Annotated in this window: 20 protein-coding genes and 1 pseudogene; 10 read left to right on the forward strand and 11 right to left on the reverse strand. The window is 70.1% G+C overall.

Going from position 1 to position 18,739, the window contains the following annotated elements:
* Positions 1-52: 52 nt before the first annotated feature.
* Both IEY89_RS09110 and IEY89_RS09115 read left to right on the forward strand, forming a co-directional pair.
* The gene (locus tag IEY89_RS09110) at positions 53-1,453 is read left to right on the forward strand and encodes a DUF2252 domain-containing protein (RefSeq protein ID WP_189146776.1); all 1,401 of its coding nucleotides are present in this window, start codon (positions 53-55) and stop codon (positions 1,451-1,453) included.
* Positions 1,454-1,516: 63 nt separating this feature from the next.
* Complete coding sequence (locus tag IEY89_RS09115) at positions 1,517-1,927, forward strand: SHOCT domain-containing protein (RefSeq protein WP_189146777.1); 411 nt, start codon at positions 1,517-1,519, stop codon at positions 1,925-1,927.
* Positions 1,928-1,963: 36 nt separating this feature from the next.
* Here the strand turns inward: IEY89_RS09115 and IEY89_RS09120 are convergent, their stop codons facing one another.
* Positions 1,964-3,280, reverse strand: coding sequence for a cation:proton antiporter domain-containing protein (locus IEY89_RS09120; protein ID WP_189146778.1), 1,317 nt, complete (start codon positions 3,278-3,280; stop codon positions 1,964-1,966).
* Positions 3,277-3,585: a TetR family transcriptional regulator gene (locus IEY89_RS41885; RefSeq protein ID WP_373287212.1), complete on the reverse strand. Its 309-nt coding sequence runs from the start codon at positions 3,583-3,585 to the stop codon at positions 3,277-3,279. The genes IEY89_RS09120 and IEY89_RS41885 overlap by 4 nt, the downstream gene beginning before the upstream one ends.
* A gap of 606 nt (positions 3,586-4,191) precedes the next feature.
* On the opposite strand from IEY89_RS41885, the gene IEY89_RS09130 reads away from it, so the two are divergent.
* Complete coding sequence (locus IEY89_RS09130; protein ID WP_189146779.1) at positions 4,192-4,707, forward strand: MarR family winged helix-turn-helix transcriptional regulator; 516 nt, start codon at positions 4,192-4,194, stop codon at positions 4,705-4,707.
* A gap of 86 nt (positions 4,708-4,793) precedes the next feature.
* On the opposite strand, the pseudogene IEY89_RS09135 reads toward IEY89_RS09130, so the two are convergent.
* From IEY89_RS09135 to IEY89_RS09150, 4 genes and pseudogenes are all read right to left on the reverse strand, one after another.
* Positions 4,794-5,218: pseudogene (locus IEY89_RS09135) on the reverse strand (PPOX class F420-dependent oxidoreductase).
* A 73-nt stretch (positions 5,219-5,291) separates the two neighbouring features.
* Positions 5,292-5,684, reverse strand: a complete 393-nt coding sequence (locus IEY89_RS09140) for a nuclear transport factor 2 family protein (RefSeq protein WP_189146780.1) — start codon at positions 5,682-5,684, stop codon at positions 5,292-5,294.
* 50 nt (positions 5,685-5,734) lie between these two features.
* The gene (locus tag IEY89_RS09145) at positions 5,735-6,517 is read right to left on the reverse strand and encodes an MBL fold metallo-hydrolase (protein WP_189146781.1); all 783 of its coding nucleotides are present in this window, start codon (positions 6,515-6,517) and stop codon (positions 5,735-5,737) included.
* 144 nt (positions 6,518-6,661) lie between these two features.
* Positions 6,662-7,045 (reverse strand): VOC family protein, encoded by a 384-nt coding sequence (locus tag IEY89_RS09150; RefSeq protein ID WP_189146782.1) that lies wholly within the window; start codon positions 7,043-7,045, stop codon positions 6,662-6,664.
* 320 nt (positions 7,046-7,365) lie between these two features.
* Here IEY89_RS09150 and IEY89_RS09155 point away from each other — a divergent pair, with 320 nt between their 5' ends.
* On the forward strand, positions 7,366-8,247 hold the full coding sequence (locus IEY89_RS09155; RefSeq protein ID WP_189146783.1) for an SPL family radical SAM protein: 882 nt from the start codon (positions 7,366-7,368) through the stop codon (positions 8,245-8,247).
* A gap of 274 nt (positions 8,248-8,521) precedes the next feature.
* Here IEY89_RS09155 and IEY89_RS09160 read toward each other — a convergent pair whose 3' ends face one another.
* The 5 genes from IEY89_RS09160 to IEY89_RS09180 form a co-directional block, all read right to left on the reverse strand.
* Complete coding sequence (locus tag IEY89_RS09160; RefSeq protein ID WP_189146784.1) at positions 8,522-11,083, reverse strand: GH32 C-terminal domain-containing protein; 2,562 nt, start codon at positions 11,081-11,083, stop codon at positions 8,522-8,524.
* Positions 11,084-11,631: 548 nt separating this feature from the next.
* Entirely contained in the window at positions 11,632-11,919 is a 288-nt protein-coding gene (locus IEY89_RS09165) for a hypothetical protein (protein WP_308437425.1), read from the reverse strand.
* A gap of 222 nt (positions 11,920-12,141) precedes the next feature.
* Positions 12,142-12,363: a hypothetical protein gene (locus tag IEY89_RS09170; RefSeq protein ID WP_189146785.1), complete on the reverse strand. Its 222-nt coding sequence runs from the start codon at positions 12,361-12,363 to the stop codon at positions 12,142-12,144.
* Positions 12,364-12,502: 139 nt separating this feature from the next.
* Positions 12,503-13,489, reverse strand: a complete 987-nt coding sequence (locus IEY89_RS09175; RefSeq protein ID WP_189146786.1) for an aldo/keto reductase — start codon at positions 13,487-13,489, stop codon at positions 12,503-12,505.
* 164 nt (positions 13,490-13,653) lie between these two features.
* Positions 13,654-14,535 carry a helix-turn-helix domain-containing protein gene (locus IEY89_RS09180; protein ID WP_189146787.1) on the reverse strand — a complete coding sequence of 294 codons (882 nt, stop codon included), beginning with the start codon at positions 14,533-14,535 and terminating at the stop codon, positions 13,654-13,656.
* Between the two features lie 171 nt (positions 14,536-14,706).
* Here IEY89_RS09180 and IEY89_RS09185 point away from each other — a divergent pair, with 171 nt between their 5' ends.
* From IEY89_RS09185 to IEY89_RS09210, 6 genes are all read left to right on the forward strand, one after another.
* Positions 14,707-15,723 (forward strand): zinc-dependent alcohol dehydrogenase family protein, encoded by a 1,017-nt coding sequence (locus IEY89_RS09185; RefSeq protein WP_189146788.1) that lies wholly within the window; start codon positions 14,707-14,709, stop codon positions 15,721-15,723.
* 84 nt (positions 15,724-15,807) lie between these two features.
* Complete coding sequence (locus tag IEY89_RS09190; protein WP_189146789.1) at positions 15,808-16,473, forward strand: SDR family oxidoreductase; 666 nt, start codon at positions 15,808-15,810, stop codon at positions 16,471-16,473.
* A 16-nt stretch (positions 16,474-16,489) separates the two neighbouring features.
* A complete protein-coding gene (locus IEY89_RS09195; protein WP_229695114.1) occupies positions 16,490-16,999 on the forward strand; it encodes a cyclophilin-like fold protein in 510 nt (169 codons plus the stop codon).
* A 20-nt stretch (positions 17,000-17,019) separates the two neighbouring features.
* Complete coding sequence (locus tag IEY89_RS09200) at positions 17,020-17,232, forward strand: hypothetical protein (RefSeq protein WP_229695115.1); 213 nt, start codon at positions 17,020-17,022, stop codon at positions 17,230-17,232.
* A 91-nt stretch (positions 17,233-17,323) separates the two neighbouring features.
* Positions 17,324-18,091, forward strand: coding sequence for an SDR family oxidoreductase (locus IEY89_RS09205; protein ID WP_189146790.1), 768 nt, complete (start codon positions 17,324-17,326; stop codon positions 18,089-18,091).
* A gap of 202 nt (positions 18,092-18,293) precedes the next feature.
* Positions 18,294-18,707 (forward strand): (R)-mandelonitrile lyase, encoded by a 414-nt coding sequence (locus tag IEY89_RS09210; protein WP_189146791.1) that lies wholly within the window; start codon positions 18,294-18,296, stop codon positions 18,705-18,707.
* Positions 18,708-18,739 lie beyond the last annotated feature (32 nt).

Genomic DNA, 18,739 nt, shown 5'->3' on the forward strand with positions numbered 1-18,739 from the left:
GCCCGGGCCGGGGCAGAGGCCCCAGGGCCGGCTCCGTTCAGGAGGTGGCGTCATGGCCGACCAGGTCGGCGAAGGGCATCCGAAGGAGCGAGCGGCGCTGGGCCGGGCGGCGCGGGCGGACGCTCCGCGCTCCGCTCACGCGGACTACCGGCCGTCGGCGAAGCGGCCGGACCCGGTGGGCGTCATCGAGGCGCAGTCGGCCGCCCGGCTGCCGGAACTCGTGCCCATCCGCTACGGCCGGATGCTGGAGTCCCCCTTCCGGTTCTACCGGGGTGCCGCCGCCATCATGGCCGGCGACCTGGCCGACACTCCGCGCTCGGGATTCACCGCGCAACTGTGCGGTGACGCGCATCTGCTGAACTTCCGGCTGCTCGCCTCGCCCGAGCGGCACCTGATGTTCGACATCAACGACTTCGACGAGACCCTGCCCGGCCCCTGGGAGTGGGACGTCAAACGGCTGGCCGCCAGCCTGGCCATCGCCGGACGCGAGAACGGCTACACGGAGGCCGAACGGTCCGCCGTCGTACGGACCGCCGTACGGTCCTACCGCGAGCGGATGCGCCACTTCGCCGGCCTGGGTCACCTCGCCGTCTGGTACAGCAAGGCCGACACGGACGTGCTGTGGGAGCTGGCGGACCGGAAGGTGGGGGCGCGGGCCCGCGAGCGCGCCCGGCGTGCCATGGCCAAGGCGCGGGGCCGCGACAGCCTCCAGGCGTTCGAAAAGCTCACGCGGGTGGTCGACGGCCAGCGCAGGATCACCCCTGACCCGCCCCTGATCGTGCCGCTCCAGGATCTGCTGCCGGACGTCGAACGCGACGCCCTGGAGGAGCAGTTGCGCGAGCTGATCCAGCGCTACGGTCACAGCCTGGAGTCCGACCGGCGCCATCTGCTGCGGCAGTACCGGGTCGTCGACATGGCCCGCAAGGTGGTCGGGGTCGGCAGCGTCGGCACCCGCTGCTGGATCATCCTGCTGCTCGGCAGGGACGACGAGGATCCGCTGCTGCTCCAGGCCAAGGAGGCCGACCGGTCCGTGCTGGCCCCGTTCGCCGGGGCGAGCACCTACGACAACCAGGGCCATCGGGTCGTCGCGGGGCAGCGTCTCATGCAGGCCGCCGGTGACATCTTCCTGGGCTGGGCACGCGTCACCGGGATCGACGGACGCCGACGCGACTTCTACGTACGCCAGTTGCGGGACTGGAAAGGCATCGCCGCACCCCAGCTCATGACCCCCAAGGACATGCGCGCCTTCGGTGAACTGTGCGGCGCCACCCTCGCCCGCGCCCACGCCAGATCCGGGGACCGCGTCGCCATCGGCGCCTACCTCGGCGGCGGCGACGTCTTCGATCGCGCGCTCGCCGTCTTCGCCGAACGCTACGCCGACCAGAACGAACACGACCATCAAGCACTCACCGACGCCGTACACACCGGCCGGGTCCGTGCCCTGAACGCGTAACGCGTGCAGGGGGCCAAGGACGACCGTCGCGCCGCGAGGCACGGCACGAGCAGGAGGACGACCATGAGCGACAACCTGTACCTGGCATACGACTACCCACTCCTGGGCGCGTTCTGGACGATGATGTGGATCTTCCTGTGGATCATGTGGATCACCCTGCTGTTCCGCGTCCTCGGCGATGTCTTCCGCGACGACTCGCTGAGCGGCTGGGGGAAGACGGGGTGGACCTTCTTCATGATCATCATGCCGTTCCTCGGTATCTTCGTGTACCTGGTCGCCCGGGGCCGTGACATGGGCAAGCGGGAACACCAGGCCGCCAGGGCACGGCAGGAATCGCTCGACGCGTACTTCCAGGGACGCGCGGGCACCGACGGCCCCGCGGACGAGCTGACCAAGCTCTCGGAACTCAAGAGCAGGGGTGTCCTCACCGAGACGGAGTTCCAGCACGCCAAGCAGAAGGTCCTGGCCTCCTGACCTCGGCGCGGGCGCCCCACCGGCTTCCCCGCCTCCTCATCTCCCGGGCTCGTCGGGGGGACCGGGCGGCCCACGACGCACGGGACTCGTCGGTACGGGTGCGCCCTCGCGCAGGTCGCGCGTGGTCGCCGCGGTCCTCCCGAGCCAGCGGCCGTACCGCTCGGCGAGGGCCACGGCGGAGACACCGTGCAGGAGGACGCTGAGGCCTACGGTGACCGCGACCACCCTGCCCAGCAGTTGCACTCCGGGGACATGCTCCTCCACCACGAGCAGCGCCAGCACGACGGACGCGAGGCCGCGCGGCCCGAACCACCCGACGTACGCCACCGTGGGCAGCCGCAGCCCGCTCCCGGCGAGGGACAGGGCCACCGGAAGCATCCTGACGAGGGTGAGGCTGAGCACCGCGTACAGGACGATCCGCCAGCTCAGGTGCTCCAGCGCGGGGCCGAGCAGCACCGCCCCGAAGACCAGAAGGCTGATCGACGCCAGGAGCCCTCCGAGGTTCTCGGCGAACTCGGCTGTGCGGTCCGGGTCTTCCCGCTCGTGGCCGGTCCGGTGGCGGCGCAGGGCGAACCCGAAGGCGAATCCGGCGACCCAGGCGGCGATGAAGCCGCTGCCGTCCGTCACGACGGCGAGTTCGTACGACGCTGCCGCCAGGGCCAGCGGATAGGCCTGCCCCCACTCCCCCGTCACCCATCCCCTGGCCCGGGACCATTGCAGCAGCCGGCCACCGAGCCCGCCGACCAGGAGACCCAGCACGGTGCTCAGGACGAGTGCGCGCCAGAAGACACCCGCGACGCCCTCCTCCGCGTAGTGCGTGCCCGGGATGGCCGCCAGGAACAGGACGAAGAAGGGCAGCACCATGCCGTCGTTCAGGCCGCTCTCGACGTTCAGGCCGTGCCGGACCAGCGCCGGGACGCGTGGATGGGAGAGGGCGGTGCTTCCGAGAGCCGCGTCGGTGGGGGCGAGGATGGCGGCGACCAGTGCGAGCTCCCACACCGTCAGCCCCGGCAGCAGGAGCCAGGCGAGCAGCCAGCCCGCCCCGATGCTCAGCGGCAGCCCGATGCCCAGCAGACGGCCCGGCAGAAAGCCGCCGGTCACCAGGTCACGCCTGCGGACGGTCATGGCGTCGGTGAACAGCACGAGCGCCAGGGCGGTTTCGAGGAGCGCGATGATCGGGGCGGCGTCCTGCTCCAGGTCGACGATGTCGAGCGCGGCCGGGCCGAGGAGGATCCCGGAGCCGACGAACACGATCGCCGACGACAGCGGCGTCGAGGACAGCCGACGCGAGCCCAGTGCGTAGGCGGCGGTGACACCCGCCACCGCCACAATGGTCCAGGCGCCACCGCTCATGTTCCCGACCTCCGGATCCATCCGCTTCCGCGCTGCCGCGGCAGCCCCGCTCTCCGCATGATCGCGCCGGTGGCCTCCTTATACAGGCCGCCGAGGGCTGCCCCCCGACACCGACGCGGACACGCCGCACTCCGGCCCGTACGGCCCACCCGGGCGGGCCGTCCTGCCGTGAAGCGGCGGAAATCCGCCTCCTGCGGTACGCGTTCCCGGGTGTCGAGCAGCGCGGCGGCCGGCCCGGACTTGTCGCCGAAGCGTCGGTACAGGGTGCCCTTGCCGACGCCGGCGACCTCGGCCACCTGATCCATGGAGACCGCTTCCACCCCGTGCTCGGCGAAGAGGCCGGCGGCGGCTTCCCGTACGGCGGCACGGTTGCGCGCCGACCGCGCGGCTCCGGTTCGGCCTCCGGCCTGAGTGCGGCGATCAGTCTGAGCACCGAGGGGCTGCGCGGCGGGCGTGCCCGGCCGTGCTCGATGTCGCGGATGCTTCGCGTGCCGACCCGGGCCGGCTCCGCGAGCCGCGCCTGGCTCAGCCCCAGCTGTCTCGGCGGCCTTCGAACCAGACCCCCGACTGCTCAGGCCTGAGCTCCAAGGTCTCCCGATCCCGAAGGTGCCACCGCGCGGTAGGTCGACATCGACACCGCCGGTCAGGGTCCCAGACACAGTGCGATCGAAGGTATGCCGATCATGCCGGTCCGGAGAGACGATTCCCGTTCAGGCGGCATCCCGTTCCGACAGGTGTGCCAGGCCAACGGGTCGGGAGCCTTCCGGCCGGTGCGGCCATGGCCCAGTACGCTCAAGTTGCGGGCCGACGCGCCGAGGACGGGAGGGATGCCAACTCCGATCCTCAGAGCTGGAGTTGGCAGTAGCCTACAATTAACTGTCCATGGAAGATGATTCTTCGGAAGACGAGTGATGGCCGACGCCGACCTGAAGCTGCTGTACCGGGAGCTGATCTCGCTGGAGATCGAGCTGTGGGACGGCATCGAGGGGCGTTTGCGGGCGGAGTACGACCTGCCGCTGACCTCGTTCGAGGTGCTGCACCTGCTGCTGCGGCAGCCCGGGCGACGGATCCAGGACATCGCGGAGAAGTTCTCGATCACGGTGGGCGGCACGAGCAAGGTGGTCGATCGCCTTGAGGCGGCGGGCCTGTGTGAGCGGCGGGCCAATCCGAACGACCGCCGTTCCTCGATCGTCGAGCTGACGCCCGAGGGACGGAAGCTGGTGGACGGGGCTCTGAAGGTCTTCGAGGAGGAGCTGGAACTGCGTATCGGGTCGGTGATTCCCGAGAAGTCCGTACGCGAGGTGACGGCGGTCCTCAGCACCCTGCGGGCGGCCGGACGTGCCCTGGACGCGGAGCGGAAGGCCGCCGCGCAGACGCCGGTGCCGGCCGTGCGGGCGCCGAAGCAGCCCGGCCGGCCGGCATCGTGAGCCGCGACGGCTCGGCAGTGCCCGTGGGTTGACCGGCCGGGGCCGGATGAACACGGCCCCCCGGCCCCGGCCCAGCAGCCCACTGTTCAGTCGGCGATACCGGCGAAGGCGATGACCTTGTCGATGCGGCCCCGGACGAGGAGGTTGCCGGGGCCGCCGTGCGTGCGGCGTACTCCTCGGTACGGTCGTCACCCATGTATCGGGCACCCAGGAGACCGCCCCAGCGCAGCATGCCATCCGGGTCCTCGGAGATCGTCGCGCGCCCCTGGAGGAGGACGAACGCGTACGGGGGCCGGTCCTCGTCGACGCAGAGGGCGAACCGTCCGTCGCGGGCGAGGTTGCGGCCCTTGACCCCGTCCTTCTCCGTGGTGAGCACGATGTCGTCGCCGTCGACAAGGAACCAGACCGGTGTCACGTGGGGGCTGCCGTCGGCGCGGACGGTCGACAGCTTGCCGGTGCGGGTGCCGTGCGCGACGAACGTCCGCCACTGCTCCTCGGCCATCTTCCGCATGCGAGCGCCTTTCGTGTGGGTACGGATCGACTCGTGGGCGCCCGGGGCGAGTCGGCCCCGGGCACCACGGGTTCTAGCCCCAGAAGGCGTCTTCGGCGGCCGGATCGGCGGAGAAGAGCCACATCTCGGTGATCTTGCCGTTCTCGATGCGCAGGAGGTCGACGCCGTCCATGCTCATCGACGCGTCACCCTGTCGGCCGGTGAAGTGGATGGTGGCGGCGACCAGGTCACCGTTGCCCATGAGGGTGTGGATCTTCTCGATGGCGAAGGTGCCCCGGCTGGTCTCCATCATGCTGCCGAGCATCTGGAAGACGGCGCCCTGTCCCTTGTGTTCGCCGGAGAACTGGTTGGCGCCGGGCTGGTGCCAGACGATGTCGGCGTCGAGGAGTTCGCCGAGAGCGGCCATGTCTCCGGTCTGGACGGCCTGGAAGTAGGTACGGGCGATGTCGATGTTCACGCTGGTCATGTCGTGTGCTCCTGGATCTTTGTGCGGAGGGCGGAAAGGGGGGTCGGTGTCTATCGGGCGAAGTCGAGGCGGTCGGTGAGGCCTGCTTCGGTGAACGCGGCCTCGATGTCGCTTCGGCCTTCCTTGAAGTGGGCCCAGCTGTCGAAGTGGGCGGGGACGACCCGGCGGGCGCCGAGTATCTGCGCGGCCTCGGCGCCCTGGGCGCTGTCGAGGGTGAGCAGGGCGTTGTCGAAGGCGAAGTCCATGCGGGCGCCGCCGAGGAAGAGGACCGCGGTGTCGACGGCAGCGAACCTTCCGGCGATCTCCTTGACGTGCTCCAGGGCGGCGTTGTCGCCGCTGACGTAGACCGGGGGCAGGTCGTCGGAGGTGAGCACGAAGCCGACGACGTCGCCGGTGACCGGTTCGCAGCCGACGGGGCCATGCCGGGCGGGCACGCCCGTGACGGTCACGGTGCCGCCGTCGGGCCGCCAGAGCTCGGCGGTCTCCCAGAAGGCGAGGCCGTGCGCGTTGCCTCCGAGGCGACCGGCGCCGCTTTCCGTGGTGAAGACGACGGGGACCTCGGACAGGAAGGCGCGGCCGGCGTGGTCGAGGTTGTCGTCGTGCGTGTCGTGGGAGAGCAGGATGGCGTCGACGCCGCCCAGATCGGCGGCGGTGACGGGCGACGGGTCGGTCTTGACGAGCTTGTGGTCGCCGGGGAGGGGCATGGGGTACTCGCCGGGCGGGTCGAAGGTGGGGTCGGTGACGAACCTGAGCCCGCCGTACTCGATCAGGGTGGTCGGGCCGCCGTAGACGCGGACGGGGATCTTTTCGCTGGTGGCGCTGGTGGCGGACATCGGGGGCCTCCCGGTCGGGAACAGTGAGTACGCGAGCCCTGCGAGTGGATCCGGCAGGGGAAGGGGCGGAAGGAGAAGGGCGGTCGGCCGTGCTGCGGCACAGACCGTCCGGCGGCTGTGCGGTGCGGCGGTCCGCGCGGCCGGTCAGGGCGCGGCGGGTGCGGAGAACACGCCGAAGTGGTTGCCGGCCGTGTCCCGCAGCCGGGCGAAGCGGAAGCCCGCGGAGTCGGAGACCGGCTCCATGAGCACCTCGGCGCCGAGTTCGCCGGCGCGCTCGACGGTCGCGGTGACGTCCTGCACGAGGACGTAGAAGATCGCGTAGTCGGGAAACCCGCCCTCGGACTCCCACACGCCGCCCGCCGGTCGCTGGGCACCGGGCGGCATCACCGAGTGATAGGTGACACCCGGGGTGTTGGTGTTGGGGACGTAGTTCCAGTCGAAGAGCTCGCCGTAGAACTCCTTGACCTTCTCCGGCTGGTCGGTGCCGAACTCGAACCAGGCGACCGAGTTGAAGGCGGGAACGGTCATGACACTCACTCCTTGCCAGTCCAATATCAGAACAAACGTGACTCTTCAGGACGCACTTGATCCGGAGGGCGATTACCGCGCCCCACTGGAACGGTCCACAGGGCCCGCCTCCCGGAGGGGGCAGACAGGCGGACGGACGGGCGGGCGAGGCCCCGGATCGACCGCGCACCCAGCAAACCATTTAGATTCCATGGAATCAACTTCTGCGGATTATTGTTCCCCGTGATACAGGTCTGGCGTTCAGTCGCCTCGCCCCACACACGGCACAGGAACGAGGCCGCCCCGGGCACGGGCGGCCGACAGCAGAGAGGAAGCCCGTCATGGAACCGGTCGAGATCGAGGCCAGGACCCTGATCCAGAAGTCGAAGACCCCGTCGAACGACTACGTGATCAACCCCTACACCGGCTGTGTTCTGGGCTGCGCGTACTGCTTCGCCTCCTTCGCCGGGCGGCGGTTCGGCCGGTCGGCCAAGGAGTGGGGCGACTACCTGTACGTGAAGAAGAACGCCGTCGACCTGGCCCGCGAAGAGCTGGCCCGGATGCCCGAGCACAAGCGCCGCGGCACGATGCTGCTCAGCTCGGTCACCGACCCCTACCAGGGCCACGAGACGAAGTACCGTCTCACCCGCGGCATCCTGCGCGAACTGAAGACCGTCGAGTACCCGGGCCTGGTCCGCATCCTGACCAAGTCGCCCGTCGTCACCCGCGACATCGACCTGCTCACCGGCCTGCCCCGGGCCGAGGTCGGCATGACCGTGACCACCGCCGACGACAAGGTCAGCCGCTGGCTGGAGGTACGCGCCCCGCTCGCCTCCCGCCGCCTGCGCACCCTCACGGAACTACGCGAGGCCGGCATCCCCACCTTCGCCTTCGTCGGCCCGCTCCTGCCCCACTTCGCCACCCAGCCCGAACTCCTGGACCACCTCTTCGGGCAGCTCGTCGAGGCCGGCATCACCGAGGTGTTCATGGAGCACATCAACCTCAAGCGGTACATCCGCGAGCGCATGGACCAGGTCCTCGCCGACGAACCCGACGAGGTGCGCGAGGCGTACGTACAGGCCCGCACCCGGGAACACCGCGAACAGCTCGACGCGATCGTGGCCGCCCTGCTGGCCAAGCACGGGCTGCGGCTGCGCTTCGACGAGGTCGTCCATCACGACGACAACGACACCCTGCGGCAGAGACTGTCCGGCCCGGCGTGAGCGGGGCTGTCCCTGTGACGAAGCGTTCCGGGCCGGGGATCGACGGGCCCTTGTGAAGCCGGTTTTCCGCGTCTCTCGTCCAAGGAACGTGTCTGCCCGTATGCCCGTATGCCCGTACGGCTCAGCGGGTGATGGCCGGCCCGCGAGGTGGGCCGGCCACGGTCGACATCACGGGATCAAGGGGGGGCCGGAACGGAGACGTACTCCTCGCGCGTGTCCTGGGTGTGCTGAGGATCAGGCGGTCGGCCTCGTCCTCCGTGCCCTCGTGTCGGGATCAGTCGTGGGCGGAGTCGAGGTGCCAGACGACGGCCTTGTCCAGCTTCACGGTGCCGTTCTCGGCGAAGACCTGCACGCCCTGGCTGGCGGGGTCGGGGAAGAGCTGGTCGGTGATCACGGCCTCGCCGCTGCCGCCGAAGACCTCGACGGACGACCAGTCGACGAGGATCCGCAGCTCGACCTTGCCGTTCTCGGCCTTCAGCGGCGCTGTCTGGACGCCGGGGAAGGTGCTGTTGAAGTCCACGGCGCCGGAACGGGTGCGGTCGACGTACAGCTCCTCGGTCGTGGTGTCGTAGCCGATGACGGTCTCCTCGCCGTTCGCGCCCGTACGGACCTTGAGGCCGAAGCGGTCGGCGTCCTCAAGGGAGAAGGTCGCCTCGATGTCGAGGGCTCCGCCCTCGGCCGCGGGGCCGATCAGGGGCTCGGAGGTGTCCCTGACGGCGACGCCGGACGCGGACACCGCGTGCGGCTGCCGGAGGGACTCCAGGCCGTCGACCGGCTTGCTGATCAGGCGGATCCGGCCGTCGACCGTGCGCAGGGCCATCTCCCGGGGGACGCTCTGCGCGCCGCGCCAGGGCGAGGTGGGGACGGCGCCGCTGTAGTCCCAGTTGTTCATCCAGCCGACCATGTACCGCTTGCCGTCCGGGGCGTCCTCCCACGACACGGCCGCGTAGTAGTCCTTGCCGTAGTCGGCCCAGTCGGCGCGCTGCACGACGGACTTCGCGGCGGTGTCGGCTTCGGTGAACCGGTCGGCCAGGATGTGGCCCCAGCCGGCGCTGTTCAGGTCGACGAGCTGGATCTTCGCCCTCCTGCCCGCGTAGGGGCGCAGGTCGAAGGAGGCCCAGTCCAGGGTCTCGCTGTTGGCGCCGGTGGCGCTGCGGACGACCTGGCCGTCGACGATGAGGTTGACGGACGTCTCCCGGGAGACGGGCTGGGCCTTGGTGTCGGAGAGCATGATGTGGTCGACGTTGAGGTGGCCCCAGCCGCCGGTGTTGTCGTCGACGATCCTGATCCGCGCCTGCCTGCCGGCGAGATCACCCACGTCCCAGGAAGCCCAGTCGAGAACCTCGGCGTCCTTTCCGGTGGCGCTGCGCACCACTTCGCCGTCGACGACGAGTTCCATGGCGGTGGGGTCGGCGTAGCCGGTGGGGTGGTTGCCGCCGCCGATGAGGAAGTTGATGTGCTCCTTGTCGACGGTGAACTCGGGCGAGGTGAGGGTGCCGGTGGTGGCGTCGCCGTCCAGGTAGCTGTTGACCAGGCCGCCGCCCAGGAACCCGGAGACTTCCTGCTGGTGGGGGAGGGTGCCGGCGGCCGGGGCCGAGCCGAAGGCTTCTCCGGTCGTCGTCCAGCCGCCGTAGCTGCCGCCCTCGAAGTCGGCGAGAACCGTCCCCGCAGGCGGCGGGCCCTGTTCCAGGAGGGTTCCGGGCTCGTGCGGGTGGCGTCCGCCGCCGACCTTGAAGTTCAGGTAGGAGCTGTCGACCGTGAATTCGGGTGAGGTGAGGGTGCCGGTGGTGCCGTCGCCCGAGTGGAAGCTGTTGGCGAGACCCTTGCCGTCAAAGCCGTCGACGGTCTGCTGCCCGGCCAGCGCCCCGGCCGCCGGTCCGTCGCCGAAGGCGGTGCCGGTCGTGGCCCACGCACCGAAGTCGGTGCCCTCGAAGTCCTGCGTCACCGTGCCGGTGGGCGGGGTGTAGGTGCCCCTGTCGTCGGCGGTGAACTTCTTGCCGTCGAAGTCGCCGACGAAGTACTGGGCGGCCGAACCGCCCGCGATACCCCCGGGGTTGATGTTGACGACCAGGACCCACTTGATGTTGTTCTCGTCCCCGTCGACCGCGAGGGGGAACAGGTCGGGGCACTCCCACACCCCGCCCGTCGCGCCGGCCGGCCCGAACTCGCTCCGCAGCTCCCAGTCCTTGAGGTTCTTCGACGAGTAGAACCGCACCTTGTGCTCTGTGGACAGTGACACCGTCATCAGCCAGCTCTTGGTCGGCGCGTACCACTGGACCTTGGGGTCGCGGAACTCCCTGGAGCCGATGTCGAGGACGGGGTTGCCCTGGTACTTGGTCCAGGTCCGGCCGCGGTCGGTGCTGTAGGCGAGCGACTGGGCCTGGATGCCTGTGTCCTTGGCGTGGCTCGTGTAGATCGCCACCATGGCCGGGTTCTCCTTCGTGCCGAAGCCGGTGGTGTTGTCCCGGTCGACGACCGCGCTGCCGGAGAACACCATCTCCTCGTCGTCGTGCGACAGGGCGAGCGGCAGCTCCTTCCAGTGCACGAGGTCCTCGCTCACCGCGTGCCCCCAGGACATGTCGCCCCAGGAGTTCCCGTTCGGGTTGTACTGGTAGAAGAGGTGGTACTCGCCCTCGTAATACACGAGGCCGTTGGGGTCGTTCATCCAGTTCTTCTCCGGAGTGAAGTGGAACTGGGGCCGGTAGGTCTCGGAGTACGGCGGGGTGTCGGCGGCTACGGCTCGGGGTGTCAGTGGGGCTGCGGACAGGGCGCAGACGGTTGCCACCGCAGCGATCATTCGTATATGGGCATGCCGGGATGCACGTCCAGAGCTCATGGTGTCTCCTGTGTCTCGGACGTCCACGACGCGGAGCCTGCGGTTCTGGCGTGGCCGACCAAAAGTGATGCCCGGGCGGCGCAGTCGTCCCACTGCGCCGAACCGGGATGTCATCGTTGACTTGTGTCATCGATGACATCGAGTGGCCCGATGATGGGCTGAACCTCCCCAAGGCGTCAACGGTTCGGGCGGAACCGCCCGCCACCTCCTGTCCCTCCGTCAAGCGCCATTGTCACCTGGCCAGTTGTGCCAACGGCTTCCACCACGGCAGGTGGGGACCGGCGACCGAGCAGGTCAGGCCGCGACCCGAACGTCGAACCGGGAAGGATTCCGCGCCCTCGTCGGCGATCGGATGCGCCTGCCATAGGCGGGCGCGCGGGTTCGTCAGTCGACATGAGGACCTCCCGGAGGTCGGTCGGAAGCCGCCAGACAGCCTCAGACACGTTCCAGGAGGTCCTTACCGAGCACGATTGATCACATCGTGCCGTCACACGCCTCCCACCTCGCCCAAAGTCCCCGTACCGCGCAACCGGCGTGCGTGTCGTTCATCAGCGGAAGAAGTTGAGGAGTGCCTTCGCGATGGCGTCCGGGGCTTCCTCGGTGAAGTGTTCGGCGAGTGCGGGCATCACCAGGCGCCAGCCGTACCAGAACTGGGGCCAGGCGGGGAGCAGGAGCAGCGGCGGGCCTTCTCCGCCGACGACGGCGTGCACCGCGACACCGTCGACGTCGACGATGCGGCTGGTGAAGGTGTCGGTGAATCCTGGGGGCAGGTGCGGAAGGGTGTCGACGGTGTTCGGCACGGCGTCGGTGCCGGGGTGGCTGTGCTGGGTGGGCATGGTGGGCCTCTTCTTGGACGTGGTCCTTCGCAGGCGGGGACCTGTTGATCGGGTTGTTGCTGTGTCGCCGGCGGCGGCCGGGCGCGAGGTGATGTCCGTCCCGGCCTCGCGCGTGACCGCCTCGCCCGCAGCGGCGGGGGCGGTCGGCGTCTGCTCGGCGGGGCCGGGGTGACGGCGGCTGGGTGCGGCGCCGGTGTGAGGGGGCGACCGCGTGGTCCGTTGTCAGGCGGAGGTCGGCTCGTATCCGTGTGCCTTTTCCAGGTCCCCGTCCGGGATGGTCAGCAGTTCGACGCTGAGGTCGTCCGGGCCGAGGAGATAGCGGGCGCGGGCCGGGGCGACCGTGACCTCACTGTGGAGCCGGTAACCGCCGCGCCTGACTTGTTCTGTCACGGCCTCGTAGTCCGCGACGCTGCGGGATCCGAAGGCGATGTTCACCGCGTTCATGGGAGAAGCGCATGCGCCGAACAGGTCGGCAGTCTGCGCTCATGTCCGCCGAGACCGTGCACCCTGGCGGACGGGGTGGGCGGGACAGCAAGGGGCGACGCCAACTCGTCCAACCGTCGGAGAAGAGCAGACGGTCGTCTCACTTGCCGACAAGGCGCATGTGCTGGGGGTTGTAACGGTCGCCGTGCACACCGATGCGGGCCGCCGTGGCGTCGAGATCGGCCATGTCGTCGGCGGACAGAGCGACCTGGGTGGAACCGGCGTTCTCCTCCAGACGTTCGATCCGGCGGGTGCCGGGGATCGGGGCGATCCAGGGCTGCTGGGCGAGGAGCCAGGCCAGGGCGATCTGCCCGGGAGTGGCGTTCCTGGCGCGGGCGAGCGTGACGACGTGGTCGACCAGGGCCTGGTTGGCGGCGAGGTTGTCCTGGTCGAACCGCGGGATGGAGGCGCGGATGTCGCCTTCGGTGAAGGCGGTCGTGGTGTCGACGGCGCCGGTGAGGAAGCCCTTGCCGAGCGGGCTGAACGGTACGAACCCGATGCCGAGTTCGGCGAGCGTGGGCAGTACCTCGGATTCGGGGTCGCGGGTCCACAGGGAGTACTCGCTCTGCACGGCGGTCACGGGGTGGACGGCGTGGGCCCTGCGGATCGTCGCCGCGGCGGCCTCGGACAGGCCGAAGTGGCGTACCTTGCCCGCCTGTACGAGTTCCGCGACCGCGCCCGCGACGTCCTCGACGGGCACGTCGGGGTCGACCCGGTGCTGGTAGAAGAGGTCGATCGTGTCCGTGCGCAGCCGGCGCAGCGAGGCGTCGGCGACCTTCGTGATCTGTTCGGGCCGGCTGTCGAGCCCGACCGACGTGCCGTCCTCGATGCGCCAGCCGAACTTGGTGGCGACGACGACCTGGTCACGCACCGGAGCGAGCGCCTCCCCCACGAGTTCTTCGTTGACGTAGGGGCCGTACACCTCGGCCGTGTCGAAGAAGGTGACGCCCCGGTCGACGGCCGCGCGGAGCACACCGATCATGTCCTGCCGGTCTCCGGGGTTGGGGCCGTAGCTCTGGGACATGCCCATGCAGCCCAGACCGATCGCCGAGACCTCAAGGCCCTGGCCGAGTGCGCGGGTGTGCATCGTGGTGCTCCTTGTGCGGTGGCTGGTGGCTGGTGGCTGGTGGCAGCGAACAGAAGCCTGGCTTCAGGCGCGGGGAGGCCGTTCATGGCGCGAGAGTCAGAACGGCTGACACGGTGAACGCCATCGGCCGTCCACCGCCGGAGTCGTAGAGGCGGCCGAAGGGGTCAGGTGGCTGGTGGTGACGCGGGCAGGTGCTGGTCGGCGGCCCAGGAGGCGAGGATGCGGAGCCGTTCGTGGGTGGGTGAGCCGGGTGCGGCGGTCCAGACGGTGAGGTGCTGGTCGGGGTCGGTGTTGGCGGTGAGGGTGTCCCAGTCGAGGACGAGTTCGCCGACGACGGGATGGTTGAGGGTCTTGGTGCCGACGGTGCGGGAGGCGACGTGGTGCTCGCCCCACCAGCGGGCGAACTGCTTGTCACGCAAAGACAGTTCGCCGACCAGCTCGATCAGGCGGGGATCCTCGGGGTACTTGGCGGCCTCCATGCGCAGCTGGGCGACCGAGATCTGCGCCGAGGTCTCCCAGTCGGCGTACAGGGTGCGCATGGCGGGTTCGGTGAACTGGATCCGGGGGTAGTTGCGTTGCTTCTCCGGGATCCGGGAGAAGTCGGTGACCAGGGCTGCGGCCAGGGCGTTCCAGGCCAGGATGTCGCCGCGCCGGCCCTGTACGACGGCGGGGGTGGCGGTGAGGTCGTCCAGGACCCGTTGCAGTTGCGGCTGGACCTTCTGCCTGCTGGGCCGCCGGGTGCGGGTGGTGGTCTTGCCCGCGAGCTGGAAGAGGTAGCCGCGCTCGTCGTCGTCCAGGTGGAGCACCCGGGCGAGGACGTCCAGCACGGGCGCCGATGCCTGCATGCGGCCCTGTTCGAGCCGGGTGTAGTAGTCGGTGCTGATGTTGGCGAGCTGGGCGACCTCCTCGCGGCGCAGCCCGGCAACCCGGCGGGGCCTGTCGCTCTCCGGCAGGCCGACCGTGCGCGGCCTCAGCTCCGAGCGGCGCTTCTTGAGGAATTCTCCCAGCTCATTGAGGGGAACGTTGCTGGTCATGCTTTCCAGCATGACATCGGTCGCACGTGGGGAAGGGGGGAGAATCTACTCCCAGGATGTTCCCCTCCCAGGATGGGTTCCTCCGCTTTTCGCGCCTGCCTTCGCGTGTGAGGCTCGGTGTCGAGCAGCCGATCACGGCTACCGGCTGCGCACACCGGCCCTCGCACCGAAGGAAGCACCCCCATGCGCGGAGCAGTCATCTACGCCCCCGGCGACGTGCGATTCGAGAACCTCGACGACCCCGAGATCATCAACCCGACCGACGCGATCATCCGCACGGTCGCCACCTGTGTGTGCGGCTCGGACCTGTGGCCCTATCGGGGCGCGGAGCCTATTGGTGACCCGCACCCGATGGGGCACGAATACGTCGGCATCGTCGAGGAGGTCGGAGCCGAGGTCACCAACGTCAAGCCGGGCCAGTTCGTGGTCGGCTCCTTCGCCACCTCCGACAACACCTGTCCGAACTGCCGCAACGGCTGGCAGTCCAACTGCCTGCACCGCGAGTTCATGTCCACCTGTCAGGCCGACTACGTCCGTATCCCCAACGCTCACGGCACCCTCGTCGCCACCGATGAACACCCGGACGCCGAGGCCGTGCCCGGCCTGCTCGCCGTGTCCGACGTCATGGGCACCGGCTGGTATGCCGCCCTGGCCGCCGAGGTGAAGCCCGGCTCGACGGCCGTCGTGGTCGGTGACGGAGCGGTCGGCCTGTGCGGCGTCATCGCCGCGAAGGAACTGGGCGCCGAGCGGATCATCGCGATGAGCCGCCATGCCTCCCGGCAGACGCTGGCCCTGGAGTTCGGTGCCACCGACATCGTCAGCGAACGCGGCGAGGAGGGCGTCGCCCGCGTCAAGGACCTCACCGGCGGCATCGGCGCCGACTCGGTCCTGGAGTGCGTCGGCACCGCCGAGTCCATGCGGCAGGCACTGCACTCCACCCGGCCCGGCGGCAACGTCGGCTTCGTCGGCGTACCCCACGACGTGCGGGTCGACGGCCAGGAGCTGTTCTTCTCCCACGTCGGCCTGCGCGGCGGCCCCGCCCCCGTACGCGCCTACCTGCCCGACCTGATCGACCGGGTCCTGTCCGGACGCATCAGCCCCGGCAGGGTCTTCGACCTCACCCTGCCGCTGGACCAGGTCGCCGAGGGCTACAAGGCAATGGACGAGCGACGCTCCGTCAAGGCCCTGCTGAAGCCCTGACCGCACGCGTCCACCCTCGGAGGCCGCACCAGGTCGATGCGAGCCCGAGGCCGGGAACCACCCCCGCTCACCCAAGGACTGACCATGACGACCTTCGCCCTCGTCGGTGCCGGCCCGGGCCTCGGGCTCGCCACCGCCCGCCGCTTCGGAACCGCAGGCCACGCCGTCGCCCTCATCGCCCGCAACGCGGAGAAGCTGGACGGCCTGACCGCCGAACTCGCCCGTGACGACATCCAGGCTCGCGGCTTCCCCGCCGACGTCCTCGACGCGGCAGCGATGACCACGGCCCTGAACGCGGCCGCCGACGCCCTGGGGCCCATCCAGATCCTCCAGTACAGCCCCGTGCCCCACGCCGGCTTCATGAAGCCGGTGCTCGAAACGAGCACCGACGACCTCGACGCCCCGCTGGCCTTCTCCCTCAAGGGCCCCGTCGCCGGCGTGAACGCCGTCCTGCCCGGCATGCGCGAACTCGGCCGCGGCACCCTGCTGTTCGTCAACGGCTCCAGCGCCGTACGCCCCAACCCGAACGTCGCCGGCACCTCGATCGCGTTCGCCGCCGAAAGCGCCTACACCCGCATGCTCCACGACGCCCTGGCCCCGGAGAACATCCACGCCGCCCAGCTGATCGTCCCCGGAGCCATCCGGCCCGACGCCGAGCACAGCAGCCCCGACGTCCTGGCCCGGCGCCTGTACGACATCCACCAGCAGCGGAACGGCTTCCGCCACTACGCCGAGCCCCTGCCCGACTGAGACCCTGGACGACCTCGTGAACCCGGCACCCCTTCGGGCTCTCGCCCGCCTGGTCCCGGCCGCCGCCCTGCTGCTGGTCGTGACCGCCTGCACCGACGATTCCCCCACCTCGTCCGAACCCGCGTTGCGGGCTTCGACATCCCCAACCGCCCCCTCACCGTCACGCGAAACCACCGCCATGAACATCCGGCTCACCCTCGACGGCCACCACATCGCCGCCGCCCTGAACGACAGCGCCACCGCCCGCGACTTCGCCGCCCAGCTCCCGCTCACCCTGTCCCTGCGCGACCTCAACCAGGTCGAGAAGGTGGCCGACCTGCCGCGAAAACTGTCCACCTCCGGCGCCCCGGAAGGTGCCGACCCCAAGGCCGGCGATCTGGCGTACTACGAGCCCTGGGGCACCCTGGCCGCCTACTACGGCGACGCCCCCTACGCCGCCGGTGTGGTGCCCATCGGGCAGCTGGCCGACGGCGGCGCCGAGCAGCTTGCCACCGCCGAGGAGGTCACCATCGAAGCCGCTTCCTGAAGAACCTCACCGCCCTCGCCATGCGCTTCGCGGGCGACGCTCCCACTCTCACCTCGGCGCTGACCATCTCCGCCTTCAACACGGGCATCGGAGCAGGGTCGGTGATCGCCGGTACGGCTCTGGACTCCTCCCTCGGCCTGACCGGCTCGCCCCTGGTGGGCACCGTCATCGCGGCCCAGCGCACCGCCTGCACCCATGCGCGACACGACGAACCCGCGCAGGCGCCCACGTAGCACTGAACGCAACTCCGCCTCAAGCCCGATCCGCGTACTGCCGACACGACACTCACCCGACGGCATACCAGCAAGCGAGAGGACTCCACACATGACTGTGAACACCATGGGTTTCACCGGGAAGGTGGCCTTCGTGACCGGAGCCGGCTCCGGCATCGGCCGTGCCACAGCCGTCGCCTTCGCCCGCGAGGGCGCCCGCGTCGCGCTCGCCGACCTGTCCCCGGACGGCCTGCGGGAGACAGCGCGGCTCATCGAGCAAGCGGGCGGCCAGGCCCTGGCCCTCACCTGCGACGTCACCAGCGAAGACGACGTGCGGTCCGCACTGGACGCCACCGTCCAGGCGTTCGGACGACTGGACGTCGCCTTCAACAACGCCGGCGTCGAGCAGCCGGTCAAGCCGGCCGTGGACATCGAGAAGGACGAGTGGGACCGCGTCATCGGCGTCAGCCTGACCGGGATGTTCCTGTGCATGAGGCACCAGATCCCCCTGATGCTCCAGCAGGGAGGCGGCGCGATCGTCAACGCCTCGTCGGGCGCCGGCGTCAAGGGCTTCAAGGGACAGGCCGCCTATGCCGCGGCCAAGCACGGTGTCATCGGCCTGACCCGCTCGACCGCCCTCGACTACGCGTCCTCCAACGTCCGCGTCAACGCCGTCTGCCCCGGCATCATCGACACCGAGATGATCCAACGCTTCGCCGAAAGCACCCCCGGCGGACGGGACGCCCTGATCGCGGACGAGCCGGTCGGACGTCTCGGCACACCGGACGAGATCGCCGGCGCCGTGCTCTGGCTCTGCTCGGACGCCTCGTCCTTCACCACCGGCCACGCCCTGGTCGTCGACGGCGGCCAAACCGTCTGACGGCGGCCGGCCACGGCGCCGCGCCGCGCCGCCACAGCAAGGCGGAGGCCAACCGGCCCAGCGACCACTCGACGCCGCAGCGGACATCGTCCAGGCGGCGCTGTGGCGGTGCAGCCCTGGAGCCGGCTTCGTCATCGGCGTCCGCCGCGGACGGTGGCTGCGTCGCCGGCCAGAGGCAGCCCACGCAGGAAAGAGAGACACCATGGAATTCATCACGCGGCAGCCCAGCAGCAAGGCCCCGGCGGACTGGTTCACCGGCGACGTGTGGTGGGACGTCATCGTGGCCGGCCGGGCGCCGTCCCGGATACGCGCCAACCTGGTCCGCTTCTCCCCCGGCGCCCACACCAACTGGCACTCCCACGCCCTGGGCCAGACCCTGCACGTCGTATCCGGCGTCGCCCTGATCGGCACCCGCGACGCCACGATCTTCGAGGCCCACCCCGGAGAGACCGTCGCCTGCCCGCCGAACGAGGACCATTGGCACGGCGCCGCCCCCGACCGGTTCATGGAGCACATCGCCCTGTGGGAGGGCACAGGCGACGCCACCCCCGAGACCACCTGGGCCGAGCCTGTCACCGACCAGCAGTACAACGGCCCCCGCAGCCGCAACCAGTAGCCCCGGCCGATCGATCACGCGGCCCGGGCTCA

Origin of the sequence: Streptomyces lacrimifluminis (assembly GCF_014646095.1) — a bacterium.
GTDB lineage: Bacteria > Actinomycetota > Actinomycetes > Streptomycetales > Streptomycetaceae > Streptomyces > Streptomyces lacrimifluminis.

What these genes read in the sequence shown, in the direction of transcription:
- IEY89_RS09110 (WP_189146776.1), top strand. Translation starts at nt 53, where the DNA reads ATGGCCGACCAGGTCGGCGAAGGGCATCCGAAGGAGCGAGCGGCGCTG.
- IEY89_RS09115 (WP_189146777.1), top strand. Translation starts at nt 1,517, where the DNA reads ATGAGCGACAACCTGTACCTGGCATACGACTACCCACTCCTGGGCGCG.
- IEY89_RS09120 (WP_189146778.1), bottom strand. Translation starts at nt 3,280, where the DNA reads ATGAGCGGTGGCGCCTGGACCATTGTGGCGGTGGCGGGTGTCACCGCC.
- IEY89_RS41885 (WP_373287212.1), bottom strand. Translation starts at nt 3,585, where the DNA reads ATGGATCAGGTGGCCGAGGTCGCCGGCGTCGGCAAGGGCACCCTGTAC.
- IEY89_RS09130 (WP_189146779.1), top strand. Translation starts at nt 4,192, where the DNA reads ATGGCCGACGCCGACCTGAAGCTGCTGTACCGGGAGCTGATCTCGCTG.
- IEY89_RS09140 (WP_189146780.1), bottom strand. Translation starts at nt 5,684, where the DNA reads ATGACCAGCGTGAACATCGACATCGCCCGTACCTACTTCCAGGCCGTC.
- IEY89_RS09145 (WP_189146781.1), bottom strand. Translation starts at nt 6,517, where the DNA reads ATGTCCGCCACCAGCGCCACCAGCGAAAAGATCCCCGTCCGCGTCTAC.
- IEY89_RS09150 (WP_189146782.1), bottom strand. Translation starts at nt 7,045, where the DNA reads ATGACCGTTCCCGCCTTCAACTCGGTCGCCTGGTTCGAGTTCGGCACC.
- IEY89_RS09155 (WP_189146783.1), top strand. Translation starts at nt 7,366, where the DNA reads ATGGAACCGGTCGAGATCGAGGCCAGGACCCTGATCCAGAAGTCGAAG.
- IEY89_RS09160 (WP_189146784.1), bottom strand. Translation starts at nt 11,083, where the DNA reads ATGAGCTCTGGACGTGCATCCCGGCATGCCCATATACGAATGATCGCT.
- IEY89_RS09165 (WP_308437425.1), bottom strand. Translation starts at nt 11,919, where the DNA reads ATGCCCACCCAGCACAGCCACCCCGGCACCGACGCCGTGCCGAACACC.
- IEY89_RS09170 (WP_189146785.1), bottom strand. Translation starts at nt 12,363, where the DNA reads ATGAACGCGGTGAACATCGCCTTCGGATCCCGCAGCGTCGCGGACTAC.
- IEY89_RS09175 (WP_189146786.1), bottom strand. Translation starts at nt 13,489, where the DNA reads ATGCACACCCGCGCACTCGGCCAGGGCCTTGAGGTCTCGGCGATCGGT.
- IEY89_RS09180 (WP_189146787.1), bottom strand. Translation starts at nt 14,535, where the DNA reads ATGCTGGAAAGCATGACCAGCAACGTTCCCCTCAATGAGCTGGGAGAA.
- IEY89_RS09185 (WP_189146788.1), top strand. Translation starts at nt 14,707, where the DNA reads ATGCGCGGAGCAGTCATCTACGCCCCCGGCGACGTGCGATTCGAGAAC.
- IEY89_RS09190 (WP_189146789.1), top strand. Translation starts at nt 15,808, where the DNA reads ATGACGACCTTCGCCCTCGTCGGTGCCGGCCCGGGCCTCGGGCTCGCC.
- IEY89_RS09200 (WP_229695115.1), top strand. Translation starts at nt 17,020, where the DNA reads ATGCGCTTCGCGGGCGACGCTCCCACTCTCACCTCGGCGCTGACCATC.
- IEY89_RS09205 (WP_189146790.1), top strand. Translation starts at nt 17,324, where the DNA reads ATGACTGTGAACACCATGGGTTTCACCGGGAAGGTGGCCTTCGTGACC.
- IEY89_RS09210 (WP_189146791.1), top strand. Translation starts at nt 18,294, where the DNA reads ATGGAATTCATCACGCGGCAGCCCAGCAGCAAGGCCCCGGCGGACTGG.